Origin of the sequence: Gordonia alkaliphila (assembly GCF_023017165.1) — a bacterium.
GTDB lineage: Bacteria > Actinomycetota > Actinomycetes > Mycobacteriales > Mycobacteriaceae > Gordonia > Gordonia alkaliphila.
On record NZ_JALKBW010000001.1, the window covers coordinates 1,474,557 to 1,487,043 of the forward strand.

A 12,487-nucleotide genomic window follows, 5' to 3' on the forward strand; every position below is an offset into this window, starting at 1 on the left:
ATCTTTCTCCACCTCCATCGGCCGCCGCGCCTTGGTCAACACTCAGGTTCCGTCCGATAGCCTGGTCTGTTGTGACCGATAACAGTGCCTACGACCTGATCGTGGTCGGATCCGGATTCTTCGGCCTGACCGTGGCCGAGCGGGCCGCAACCCAGCTCGGCAAGCGCGTTCTCGTCGTCGAACGACGCAACCACCTCGGTGGCAACGCCTACTCCGAAGCCGAGCCGACCACCGGCATCGAGGTGCACATGTACGGGGCGCACCTGTTCCACACCTCCAACCAGCGGGTGTGGGACTACGTGAACCGGTTCACCTCGTTCACCGGCTACCAGCACCGCGTGTTCTGCATGCACGACGGCCAGGCCTACCAGTTCCCGATGGGCCTCGGGTTGGTGTCGCAGTTCTTCGGCCGCTACTTCAGCCCGGACGAGGCCCGGGCGCTGATCGCCGAGCAGGCCAGCGAGATCGACACCGCCGACGCGAACAACCTCGAAGAGAAGGCGATCAGCCTGATCGGCCGCCCGCTCTACGAGGCCTTCATCAAGCACTACACGGCCAAGCAGTGGCAGACCGACCCGAAGAACCTGCCGGCGGGCAACATCACCCGGCTGCCGGTGCGCTACAACTTCGACAACCGCTACTTCAGCGACACCTACGAGGGACTGCCGGTCGACGGCTACACCGCGTGGCTGGAGAACATGGCGGCCGACAACAAGATCACCGTCGCCCTGAACACCGACTGGTTCGACGTCCGCGACGAGCTGCGCGCGGCCAACCCGTCCGCGCCGGTGGTCTACACCGGACCGCTGGACCGCTACTTCGACTACTCCGCGGGTGACCTGGGCTGGCGCACCCTCGACTTCGAACTCGAGGTGCTCGACACCGGCGACTTCCAGGGCACCCCGGTGATGAACTACAACGACGCCGACGTGCCGTTCACGCGGATCCACGAGTTCCGCCACTTCCACCCCGAGCGCACCGAGTACCCGACCGACAAGACCGTCATCATGCGCGAGTTCAGTCGCTTCGCGGACGGGAGCGACGAGCCGTACTACCCGATCAACACCCCCGAGGACCGCGACCGCCTCGCCGCCTACCGCGACCTGGCCAAGGCCGAGACGGCTGCCAACGGCGTGCTCTTCGGCGGACGTCTGGGCACCTACCAGTACCTCGACATGCACATGGCCATCGCCAGTGCGCTGACCATGTTCGACAACACGCTGGCCCCGCACCTGCGTGACGGCACACCGCTGGCGGACTGACCCGATGCGGAATGACGGAGCACGATAGATGACTTCAACCGACCTGGCCGCGACCGACAGCCGAGCCACCTCGCTGCTGCAGCGCGTGATCTTCCCCCGACCGGGTGAGCCGCTGGACGTGCGTTCGCTGTACCTGGTCGAATCCGATCGCAACGAGGCGCGGGCGCACGCCCCGGACCGCACCAGCGTGCGGCTCGGCGGCGAGTCCGAGGTCAGCTTCGCCACCTACTTCAACGCCTTCGCCGCCTCCTACTGGCGTCGCTGGACGGTGCTGACGTCGGTGGTGCTGCGCATCGAGGTGATCGGCAACGCCCGCGTGGACCTGTACCGGTCCAAGATCGACGGCTCGCGCATCGCCATCGGCGGCGACCTGGTCCAGGTCGACGCGAACGGCCGCGGCGTCTTCGAGTACGAGACCGACCTCGGCCCGTTCGAGGACGGCGGCTGGATCTGGTTCGACGTCACCACCACCGACGCCACCGAGATCGTGGCGGCCGGCTGGTACGCGCCGATCGAGGTGCCCGAGGGTGCGGGCTCGGCCAACGTGACCGTCGGCATCCCCACCTTCAACCGGCCCACCGATGCGGTGGCCGCGCTGGCCGCCCTGACGTCGGACCCGCTGGTCGACGCCGTCGTCGACGCCGTGATCATGCCCGACCAGGGCACCCGCAAGGTGGTCGACGAGCCCGGTTACACCGCGGCCGCGGCCGCCCTGGGCGATCGCCTGCACATCTTCAACCAGGGCAACCTGGGCGGCTCGGGCGGCTACTCGCGCATCATGTTCGAGGCGCTGCGGCTCACCGACAGCCCGTACGTCCTGTACATGGACGACGACATCATGATCGAGCCCGACTCGATCCTGCGCGCCCTCGCCATGTCGCGCTTCGCCAAGAAGCCGATGCTGGTCGGCGGTCAGATGCTGAACCTGCAGGACCGCAGCCACCTGCACTGCATGGGCGAGGTGATCGACCGGCATCGCTTCATGTGGACCGCGGCGCCGTTCGTCGAGTACGACCACGACTTCGCGAAGTACCCGCTGAGCGACCGGGACAACTCCAAGAACCTGCATCGTCGGATCGACGTCGACGGCAACGGCTGGTGGATGTGCATGATCCCGCGCGTGTGCGCGGAGGAGATCGGCCTGCCGTTGCCGCTGTTCATCAAGTGGGACGACTGGGAGTACGCGTTGCGCGCGGATCGCGCCGGCTACCCGACGGCGACCGTCCCCGGCATCGCGATCTGGCATATGGCCTGGTCGGACAAGGACGACGCCATCGACTGGCAGGCCTACTTCCACCTGCGCAACCGGCTGGTGGTGGCCTCGCTGTACACCGACGGCCCGATCGCCGGGATCCTGAGCTCGCACGCCAAGGCCACCGCCAAGCACCTGCTGTGCCTGGAGTATTCGACGGTCGCCATTCAGAACGAGGCGATGCGCGACTTCCTGGCCGGTCCGTTCCACATTCGCGAGATCCTGCCGACCGCGCTCGGCAAGATCGCCGGGATCCGCAAGAACTACCCGGACGCGGTGGTTCTGCCGTCGGCGGAAGATCTGCCGCGCACCTCGGGTGAGGCCACCCACCTCGGCGTCAACGAGCCCAAGGGCCCGGTCGCCAAGGTCAAGGCCCTGCTGGGCGCCGTGGTGAACAACGCCCGCCCGGCCGATCCGCGTCATCACGAGGTGCCGCAGGCCAACTACCCGCCGGTGGAGGCCCGCTGGTTCTCGCTGGGCCGGGTCGACGGCGTGACCGTCACCACCGCCGACGGCCGCGGCGTGGTCTACCGCCAACGCGACCGCGACAAGATGCTCGAGCTCGCCAAGGAGTCGGCGCAGTTGCAGAAGCAGCTGCGCGACCGGTTCGACGAGATGCGGGCGCAGTACCGCGCGGCACACGAGGAACTGGGCAGCAAGGAGAGTTGGGCACGTGTCTACGGAATCGACTGACCCGGTGACGGGCGCCGATCGCGCCCCGCGCGGTGAAGAACTGGTGCTGATCGGCGTGCAGTCGGCGTTGTCCGGCCGCCCCGGCGTGCTGCCCGCCGCGCGCGGGCTCAGCCACCTCGGCGAGCACGCGCTCGGCTGGATGGGGCTGGCCGCCGCCGGCGCCCTGCTCGCGCACCGGGCCGGCGACGAGGACCGCAAGCGCAAGTACATCGAGGCCGGCGTCGGCGCGTTCGGCGCGCACGCGGCGTCGGTGATCATCAAGCGCGTGGTCCGCCGCAAGCGTCCGAACCACCCGCTGATCGCCGTCGGCGTCAGTACGCCGAGCAAGCTCAGCTTCCCGTCGAGCCACGCCACGTCGACCACCGCGGCCGCGATTCTGCTCGGCCGCGCCGCCGGACTTCCGCCTGCTGTGCTGCCCGCGACCCTCGTCGCCCCCATGCTGCTTTCTCGTCTGGTGCTCGGCGTCCACTACCCTTCCGATGTAGCGGCGGGTGCAGTGATCGGTGCGGCGAGTGCCGGTGCGGTCATCGCGGCAGACAAGCTTTACATCGATCGGCTCGCGCCGTCGGCGTCGAACAAGTGAGGAACAGCAGATGAGCGAGGAGCCGATCGAGGGCGCCGTCACCGGGCCGCCGAAGAATCTGGCCACCGGCCTGATCAAGGCGATGCGACCCCGACAGTGGGTCAAGAACGTCCTGGTGCTGGCTGCACCGCTGGCCGCGGGCAGCGACTCGCTGACCGACGCCGCCAAGATGGGCAACGTCGGCATCGCGTTCGTGGCGTTCTGCCTCGCGGCGTCGTCGATCTACCTGGTCAACGACGCGCTCGACGTGGAAGCCGACCGCGCCCACCCCACCAAGCGATTCCGCCCGATCGCCGCGGGCGTGGTGCCGCGGAACCTGGCCTACGTGCTGGCGGTGGTCCTGATGGCCGCCTCGGTGGGCATCGCCTTCATCGCCAATTGGCAGACCGCCGTCACCATCGGCGTGTACCTGGTGGTGCAGCTGGGCTACTGCTTCGGCCTCAAGCACCAGGCCGTGGTCGACATCTGCATCGTCTCCTCGGGCTTCCTGCTGCGCGCGATCGCCGGCGGCGTGGCCGCCGACATCGATCTGTCGAGCTGGTTCCTGCTGGTGATGGCCTTCGGTTCGCTGTTCATGGCGGCGGGCAAGCGTTACGCCGAGCTGCAGCTGGCCGAACGCACCGGCGCCAAGATCCGCAAGTCGCTCGAGTACTACACCACCACCTACCTGCGTTTCGTGTGGACGCTCTCGGCCACGGCCGTGGTGCTCTGTTACGGACTGTGGGCCTTCGACGGCCAGCACAGCCAGAACGTCTGGTACGCCATCTCGATGGTGCCGTTCACCGTCGCGATCCTGCGCTACGCGGTCGACGTCGACGGCGGTTCGGCCGGCGAGCCGGAGGAGATCGCCCTCGGCGACCGGATCCTGCAGTTCCTGGCGATCGCCTGGATCGTCTTCGTGGCGGTCGCCGTCTATGGCTGATGAGGTCGAGGCCGATACCGCCACCGACAGCCGCACCGGCCGTCGGTGGCGCACTGACCGACGTCTTCTCGTCCCGGGCCTGAGCTGGCTCATCGGTACGGCTCTGGTTACGACGTTCTTCGCGATCGGTGCGTGGCAGCGTCGCTGGATCGCCGACGACGGTCTGATCGTGCTCCGCACCATCCGCAATCTCTACGCCGGCAACGGTCCGGTGTTCAACGCGGGCGAGCGGGTGGAGGCCAACACCTCCACCGCGTGGACCTATCTGCTGTCGTTCTGGGGCTGGGTCACCGGTGCGCAGCTGGAGTACGTGGTCCTGTGGGTCGCTCTGATCCTCTCGGTCGCCGCGATCCCGATCGCGATGTACGGCACCGCGCGGCTCTACGGCAACCGCTTCCTCGGTGCGGGGACCGCGGGCGCCAAGACCCTGACGCTGCTGCTTCCGCTCGGCTCGGTGGTCTACATCGCGCTGCCGCCGGCCCGCGACTTCGCGACCAGCGGCCTGGAGAACGGCTTGGTGATCTTCTGGATCGCCTGTCTGTGGTGTCTGTTCCTGGCCTGGGCGATGCGCGACCGCGAACGCACGGACTGGCGCGCGAACGCCGCCTTCCTGTTCCTCGCCTTCTTCGCCGGCCTGGCCCCGCTGATCCGTCCGGAGATCACCATCCTCGGCGGCCTCGTGCTGCTGGTGCTCTTCTGCGGTCCCATCGGCTGGAAGCTGCGGGTGTCGATGGTCGTCGTCGCCGCGGTGGTGCCGGTGGGCTACCAGATCTTCCGCATGGGCTACTACGCGATTCTGGTGCCGCACCCGGCCATTGCCAAGGACGCCAGCGGCGCCAAGTGGGGCCAGGGCTTCACCTACCTGGGCAATCTGTTCGGTCCGTACACCCTGCTGCTGCCGGTGATCCTCGCGGTGCTGGTGGCCGCGGTCGTCATCGCCACGCGCGTGCGCAGTCACGATCCCGAGCAGATCGACCCGCACGCGCACATCGCCGACGACATCCCGGACATCCTGGAACCGGTCTCTTCGCAGAGCCGGAACTGGGCCACCCGATGGGTCGACTTCCAGGCGCGCCTGCAGCAGCCGAGCACCGTGGTGATCACCGTGGCCGTGGCCGGAACCCTGCTGACGCTGTACTGGCTGCGCCAGGGCGGCGACTTCATGCACGGCCGGGTGCTGCTGGCCCCGCTGTTCATTCTGCTGCTGCCGCTGATGGTGGTGCCGGCGACCATCCCGACGAGCGCGCGCACGGCGCTCGCGCGCTGGCGACTCGCCGCGGCCGCGTTCATCATCCTGGTGGTCGGCGGCACGGTCTGGTGGGCCGCGGCGATCTCGCAGAACGTCCTCTCCGACGCCGGCATGGACATCGGCCGCGACGGCATCGTCGACGAGCGGCGCTTCTATGTGGCGAACATGGCCAACGAGAACCCGATCACGGCCGAGGACTATCTCGACTACCCGCGCATGCGCGCCATGATGGAGCGCATCGAGGAGCTCGACGGGAAGGGCGGCATCATCCTGCCCTCCGGCAACTACGACGAGTGGTACGTGGCCGAGCTCCGGAAGAACCTGCCCGAGAACAAGCGGAATCAGACCACCCTGTACTTCCTGAACCTGGGTATGACGGGCATGAACGCCCCGCTCGACGTCCGCGTGATCGATCAGATGGGCCTGGCCTATCCGCTGGCCGCGCACACCGAGCGTCTGGAGGACGGACGTATCGGGCACGACAAGAATCTGCCGACGGCCTGGGTGATCGCGGAGACCGGCGGTGTGGCGGGTGGTCCGGGTCTGCCCGGCTACATCGACCCGATCGAGGTGCGGCAGGCCAATGTGGCGCTCACGTGCCCGATGACTCAATCGCGCTTCGCCTCCTATAAGGAGACGTGGTCGTTCGCGCGGTTCCGGCACAACCTGCGCCAGGCCTTCGAGTTCAACAGCTATCGGATCGTGCGGCAGCCCGAGTACGAGATCTTGCGGTGCGGTTTGGAACCGATCAAGCTGGATGAGAAGTGATCCGGCTCACTGAGTGGGCATTTTCTATCTCGAAACGGTAACGTCGCTCCACAGCTACCCGATGGTATTGATAGCGAACGGCTCTGTGCGCAGTGATGCAGAGAGCGATCCGCGGCGTTGATTCCAGTACCGACACTGTGATCCAGGTCACTGTTTTGCGGTGGTGGGAACGAGGCGGATAGGCTTCCGTCCATCCGGTTACGGGTGTGGCGTGTGTCAAGTCAGGAGACTGCTGACACGGGACGAGGCGGTTGTCGGACCTGAGAAGGGTCTGACAATCGAGTAAGCGAAGGAAGAGAGCAGTAATGCGTGAAGCTAAGAGGAAGCCGTGGCGGGGCCGTCGCCTGACAGCGGTCCTGATCGCCGTGGCGACCACCGTCGGCCTGATCGGCACCACGATTGGCACCGGCGAAGCCAGCGCGGCCGTCGGCAAGACGTACTGGACCGACTCCTGCGGGATGCCGACCAACGGCGCCTTCGGCAACAAGTCCATGGCGCCCGGCAAGGTGAAGGTCCGTATCTGGTCCAAGCCCGGTAACCGTCGCACCGTCATCATGCTCGACGGCATGCGTGCCGAGTACGGCACCAGCGGCTGGGAGCAGCAGACCAACATCCAGCGTCTCGCCGATCGCGGCGTGAACGTCGTCGAGCCCATCGGCGGCCCGGCGAGCTTCTACACCAACTGGGATGCTCCGTCGAACTTCAACGGCCAGCAGCGCACCTATAAGTGGGGCTGCGTCATCACGCGCCTCGCTACCAACCTGCGCAAGGGCACCGGCGGTGTCCCGAAGCTCGCGACCAAGAACGGCAAGTTCGCGATCATGGGCATCTCGTCCGGCGGTAACGCCGCGCTGACCCACGCCGCGCAGCGTCGTGACCTGTTCTACGCGGCCGCCTCGCTCTCGGGCTACAACTACCTGACCGCACCCGGCATGCGCACCATGCTGCGCGTCGCGATGCTCGACGTCGCTCCGGCGCCGTGGAACGTCGACTCGATGTGGGGCCCGCCGTGGAGCCCGCGCTGGCCGCAGAACGATCCGTTCATGCTCATCAACCGGATGCACGGCCTCAAGCTGTACATCGGCTCGGGCAACGGTCTGTTCGGCAAGTACAACTACCCGCAGAATGTGGGCGACGACCTCTTCAAGGGCACCCCGCTGGAGATCCTGGCACTGACGCAGGCGCTGGCTTTCGAGGGTGGCGCTCGCCTGCAGGGCCTGAACCCGATGACCTACTACGCCAACGGCACCCACGCGTGGGGCTACTGGCAGGACATGGTCTGGAACGCGCACCGTCGCGGGTTCTTCAACTGATCCAGTGACGTGGCTATGAAACATTAGTCACACAATTCACATGCGCCACAGCGTGGCGTACGGACAACGAGGCGCTCCACGTGTACAAAAACACGTGGAGCGCCTCGCATCGTCGTGTGCGGGCGATCCGCGAGCACAGCGATCGGGGTCCGTGATGGGCGCAGTGAAGGAGCAGGGACGTGGCGATGTGGAATAGGGCGACGAGCCGACCGGTGACCGGTCGTCGTACGACGCTGCGAACCGCGCTGATGGCGACGGCGACGAGTGCGGCGCTGCTGCTGCCGGTGGCCGGCCCCGTCGGCGCCGAGCCTGCGCAGCCCGCTCCGGCTGCGCCGACGGACCGTCCGGCCGCACCCGCGCCGGGATCCGGGGATCGTCCGGCGCCCGCCGACCGCCCGGCCGCACCCGCGCCTGCGGCACCTGCGCCGGCCCAGGCCGCGCGGGTCACCAAGACCTTCTGGTACGACAGCCACCGGGTCGCGCTGTGGGTCTTCTCGCCGGCGATGAAGCAGGAGATCCAGGTGCAGCTGCTCCTGGCCCGCGACTGGTTCGCCAAGCCGCGCGACAAGTTCCCCCAGCTGCTGACCCTGGACGGGCTCCGCGCGCAGGAGGATCAGAGCGGCTGGGTGATCAACACCGACATCCAGCGCTTCTACCAGGACAAGAACGTCAACGTGGTGCTACCGATCGGCGGCGAGTCGAGCTTCTACACCGACTGGAAGCAGCCCGACCGCGGCAAGAACTACCAGTGGGAGACCTTCCTCATCAGGGAGCTCACCCCGCTGCTGCAGGACCAGTGGCGGTCCACGGACGTTCGTGGCGTCCAGGGCCTGTCCATGGGCGGCACGGCGGCCATGATGCTGGCCGCGCGCAACCCCGGCTTCTTCAAGTTCGCGGCGTCGTACTCCGGCATCCTGCAGCTCACCTCGTACGGCATGCCGCAGGCCATCCAGTTCGCGCTGCGGGACGGCGGCGGCTACGACTCGATGAAGATGTTCGGTCCGCCGAGCGATCCGGCATGGGCCGAGCACGACCCGTATCTGCTGGTCGACAAGCTGCGCGGGACCAGCCTGTACATCTCGTCCGGCAACGGCGTCGTCGGTCCGCACGACAGCCCCAGCGAACTGCCGCTGTTGGCCACCAACTACTCCGGCGTCGGCCTCGAGGTCCTCGCCCGCTCCACCAGCCAGCAGTTCGCCACCAAGCTGAACAAGGAAGGCATTCCGGCGCAGGCGGTCTACCGCGCGTCCGGCACCCACACCTGGCCCTACTGGGAGTTCGAGATGAAGCAGGCGTGGCCGCAGGCGGCGAGCGCTCTCGGGCTGTCCGGCGACAAGGTGGCCTGCAAGGCGGGCCCCGCGTTCAAGAAGGCCAAGCAGCTGCGCAGCCTGGGCGGGTGCCTCACGGCGCAGTACCCGGTGCCCGGCGGGCACGCGCAGGACTTCCGCGACGGCCGCATCTTCACCGGACCGGACGGTCCCAAGGTAGTCGCCGGTGCGATCGGCGGCGCGTACGTGACGGCCTTCGATCGGCTCGGACTGCCCACCAGCGACGAGCGCACCTCGCGCGACGGCAAGGTGAAGTTCAACACCTTCGAACGCGGCAAGATCACCTGGACGCCGCAGGGCGGCGCGAGGGTGGAAGCCAAGCCGTGACGCCGCTCACCGTCGAGTGTGATAATCCGCTGAGTTTCTCCCGTGTTTATGCAGGTGAGTACCCCTCGGGGGAACCTGCGGTCGGATTTGGAAGGTAGCCTTTCCACCATGACTGGCAAGTTCTTTCGCGGCGTCCTCGGGTGCGCTGCCATCGCCGCTGCGGCGATCTCGCTGAGCGCGTGCGGGGATTCGTCGACGGCGAATTCTCCGCTCGATCAGGACGTCACCACGACGATGATCTCGGGCAGTGCGCCCGAGTCGGGCGAGCCGTCGTCGGTGTCGCCGTCGGAGGCCGCCGCCTCCAGTAGTGCGGCGGAGGCTGCGTCGAAGGCGACCAGCACGCTCCCGGCCACCAAGCCGGAGAAGCCCTCGGGCGGCCAGGCGGACGACTCGAAACTGAGCGAGAAGGACAAGGACTACCTCGCCGCGCTCAAACGCGACGACGTCGCCTTCCTCGGCGATGAGGACAACAACGCCGCCCTCACCTGGGGCTACTACGTCTGCGACGCCAAGGGCAAGAAGACCGACCCGGCGATGATCAAGATCTACGTGAGCGCCGGGCTCGGACCGTCGGTCAAGAGCGACAACGAGGCGGGGGCCAAGGCGGACAAGCTGATCGCTGCCGCCGAGAAGAACCTCTGCTGACCGCGTGAAGCGCCGTACCAAGAGGGTGGCGTTCGGCCTCGGCTTCCTGGCGATCGCCGCCATCGTGCTGGTGGTGGTGTTGGTGATCACCATGTTGTCGCCCGCTCCGCCGCCGCCGAAGGGGCCGTCCGGCCCGACCACGCAACCCGAGCATCGCCCCGAGGCGCAGCCGGCCGACTGCCCGGACGTGCTGGTGCTGTCGGTGCCGGGCACCTGGGAGTCGAAGGCGAACGACGATCCGTACCGGCCCACGGCCAACAGCCGGTCGCTGATGCTGCGCATCACCAAGGCACTGCAGGGCAAGTTCCCGCAGAGCCGCGCCGAGGTCTACACGGTGCCCTACGTCGCGCAGTTCCGGAACCCGACGGTGCTGACCGACAAGCAGCGCGACTACAACGATTCGCGGGCCCAGGGTAAGCGTCGTGCGTCGGCGAAGCTGGCCGAGACGCACGGCCACTGCCCGCTGACCAGCTACGTGCTGATGGGCTTCTCGCAGGGTGCGGTGATCGTCGGCGACATCGCCTCCGACATCGGCAACGGCCGCGGACCGATCCCGGAGCAGGACGCCGACCTGGTGCTCGGCGTCGGCCTGATCGCCGACGGTCGTCGGGAATCGGGCAAGCAGAACGACGTCGCGCCGAGTCCGGACGGCGTCGGCGCCGAGATCACCCTGGCACCGTTCGGTTCGCTGGTCCCCGGTATCGAGATGACCGGCCCTCGGCCGGGCGGATTCGGCACCCTGGAGGAGCGGACCTATTCGATCTGTGCGTCCGGCGACCTGATCTGCGATGCACCGCGCGTCACCAATCCGCTCAGCGCCATCGGCAAACTGGCGAACGCCGCGAACAATCCCGTGCACGCCATGTACGCGACCACGCGCTACTGGTCGGCGGGCGGTTCCACCGCCACCCAGTGGATGTTCGCGTGGGCCAGCAGGCTGATCGACGAAGCACCGCATCCGGCGCACTCCTGAGCGGAGACGAGGTCCGGCGGGTCGAGCCGTTTTCAGGTTCGTCACCTGCTAAGTTAACCTTTTCGTGACATTGCGACGGCAACTACAGGGAGGATGTCGGTGACTGCAGACCGGACTCCGAACCCGGCGACCCACACCGCCGAGGGATTCCGTAAGTTCCGCTTCGGTGCCGGCGGCGAGGGCAACAAGGACGAGGGCGGCGCCCGCCGGTTCGTGAAGCTCGCGCAGACCGCGGAGGAATACGGCTACGACACCTTCGCGATCCCGGACCATCTGGGCAACCAGGTGGGTCCGCTGGCGGCGCTCGGCGCCCTCACCCAGGCCACCAGCAAGATTCGGCTGGCCACGTCCGTGCTGGCCAACGGCTTCCGGCACCCGGCGATCCTGGCCAAGGAAGCCACCACGATCGACGTCCTGTCCAAGGGGCGGCTGGAGCTGGGCATCGGCGCGGGGTGGATGAAGGACGAGTTCGACAAGGCCGGCCTCGAGTTCGGCACGCCCGCCGAGCGGATCCGGAAGCTCGACGAGGCGCTGACCATCCTGGACCGCCTGATGCGGGGCGAGACCGTCGATTTCGATGGTGAGTTCTATCGCATTCGCGGCCTCGAAGGCAGTCCGCGCCCGCGGCAGGGTCCGCGTCCGCCGATCGCCGTCGGCGGTGGTGGACCCCGGATGCTGGCGCTGGCCGCCAAGCACGCCGACATCATCTCGGTGGCCACCGGTTCCACTCCGGAGGGGCTGCTGCGACTCTCGGACATGACGATGGCAAAGACCAAGGAGCGGGTGGACCGCATCCGGCAGGCGGCCGGCGACCGGTTCGACGACATCGAGCTGAACTGGACCATTGCGACGATCGTGATCACCGACGACCGGGTGGGGACCGCGGAGATGGCGCTCAAGGCGCTCGAGCAGGGGTATCCGCCGAACATCGCGCGGGACGTCGAGCTGACCGTCGACGATATCCTGGCCTCGCCCTATCTGGCCTTCGGCACCTTCGAAGAGATCGCCGAACAGGTTCGAGAAGTGCGCAGGCAAACCACCATGAGTTACGTGGGAGTCTTCCCGACCCAGCTGGATGCCTTCGCACCTGTCATCCCGCTGCTGCGGGAGGAGTAGAATCAGCCAAGGTTTTGTGTGCCCGGCTCGATGCGAAGCGTCGAAGAGCGGGGCGG

Annotated in this window: 10 protein-coding genes; all 10 read left to right on the plus strand. The window is 67.5% G+C overall.

The window, feature by feature from the left end:
• The first annotated feature begins 71 nt into the window (after positions 1-71).
• The 10 genes from glf to MUG78_RS06590 all read left to right on the plus strand — a co-directional run bounded on the left by glf (position 72) and on the right by MUG78_RS06590 (position 12,431).
• Complete coding sequence (gene glf / locus MUG78_RS06545; RefSeq protein WP_246993363.1) at positions 72-1,262, plus strand: UDP-galactopyranose mutase; 1,191 nt, start codon at positions 72-74, stop codon at positions 1,260-1,262.
• Between the two features lie 28 nt (positions 1,263-1,290).
• The gene (locus MUG78_RS06550; RefSeq protein WP_246993365.1) at positions 1,291-3,207 is read left to right on the plus strand and encodes a glycosyltransferase; all 1,917 of its coding nucleotides are present in this window, start codon (positions 1,291-1,293) and stop codon (positions 3,205-3,207) included.
• A complete protein-coding gene (locus tag MUG78_RS06555) occupies positions 3,188-3,790 on the plus strand; it encodes a phosphatase PAP2 family protein (protein WP_246993367.1) in 603 nt (200 codons plus the stop codon). The genes MUG78_RS06550 and MUG78_RS06555 overlap by 20 nt, the downstream gene beginning before the upstream one ends.
• Positions 3,791-3,800: 10 nt before the next feature.
• Positions 3,801-4,712 (plus strand): decaprenyl-phosphate phosphoribosyltransferase, encoded by a 912-nt coding sequence (locus MUG78_RS06560; protein ID WP_246993369.1) that lies wholly within the window; start codon positions 3,801-3,803, stop codon positions 4,710-4,712.
• Positions 4,705-6,729 carry an arabinofuranosyltransferase AftB family protein gene (locus MUG78_RS06565; protein WP_246993371.1) on the plus strand — a complete coding sequence of 675 codons (2,025 nt, stop codon included), beginning with the start codon at positions 4,705-4,707 and terminating at the stop codon, positions 6,727-6,729. The genes MUG78_RS06560 and MUG78_RS06565 overlap by 8 nt, the downstream gene beginning before the upstream one ends.
• Positions 6,730-7,034: 305 nt before the next feature.
• On the plus strand, positions 7,035-8,042 hold the full coding sequence (locus MUG78_RS06570; protein ID WP_246993373.1) for an alpha/beta hydrolase: 1,008 nt from the start codon (positions 7,035-7,037) through the stop codon (positions 8,040-8,042).
• 185 nt (positions 8,043-8,227) lie between these two features.
• Positions 8,228-9,697, plus strand: a complete 1,470-nt coding sequence (locus MUG78_RS06575; protein ID WP_372493283.1) for an alpha/beta hydrolase-fold protein — start codon at positions 8,228-8,230, stop codon at positions 9,695-9,697.
• Between the two features lie 108 nt (positions 9,698-9,805).
• Positions 9,806-10,342, plus strand: a complete 537-nt coding sequence (locus MUG78_RS06580) for a hypothetical protein (RefSeq protein ID WP_246993375.1) — start codon at positions 9,806-9,808, stop codon at positions 10,340-10,342.
• A gap of 4 nt (positions 10,343-10,346) precedes the next feature.
• On the plus strand, positions 10,347-11,315 hold the full coding sequence (locus MUG78_RS06585; RefSeq protein WP_246993376.1) for a cutinase family protein: 969 nt from the start codon (positions 10,347-10,349) through the stop codon (positions 11,313-11,315).
• Positions 11,316-11,414: 99 nt separating this feature from the next.
• Positions 11,415-12,431 (plus strand): LLM class F420-dependent oxidoreductase, encoded by a 1,017-nt coding sequence (locus MUG78_RS06590; RefSeq protein WP_246993378.1) that lies wholly within the window; start codon positions 11,415-11,417, stop codon positions 12,429-12,431.
• The last annotated feature ends 56 nt before the right edge of the window (positions 12,432-12,487 follow it).

Bases quoted from the DNA above. Each gene is read 5' to 3' on its own strand.
- MUG78_RS06560 (WP_246993369.1), top strand. From the start codon at position 3,801: ATGAGCGAGGAGCCGATCGAGGGCGCCGTCACCGGGCCGCCGAAGAAT.
- MUG78_RS06570 (WP_246993373.1), top strand. From the start codon at position 7,035: ATGCGTGAAGCTAAGAGGAAGCCGTGGCGGGGCCGTCGCCTGACAGCG.
- MUG78_RS06575 (WP_372493283.1), top strand. From the start codon at position 8,228: ATGTGGAATAGGGCGACGAGCCGACCGGTGACCGGTCGTCGTACGACG.
- MUG78_RS06550 (WP_246993365.1), top strand. From the start codon at position 1,291: ATGACTTCAACCGACCTGGCCGCGACCGACAGCCGAGCCACCTCGCTG.
- MUG78_RS06580 (WP_246993375.1), top strand. From the start codon at position 9,806: ATGACTGGCAAGTTCTTTCGCGGCGTCCTCGGGTGCGCTGCCATCGCC.
- MUG78_RS06565 (WP_246993371.1), top strand. From the start codon at position 4,705: ATGGCTGATGAGGTCGAGGCCGATACCGCCACCGACAGCCGCACCGGC.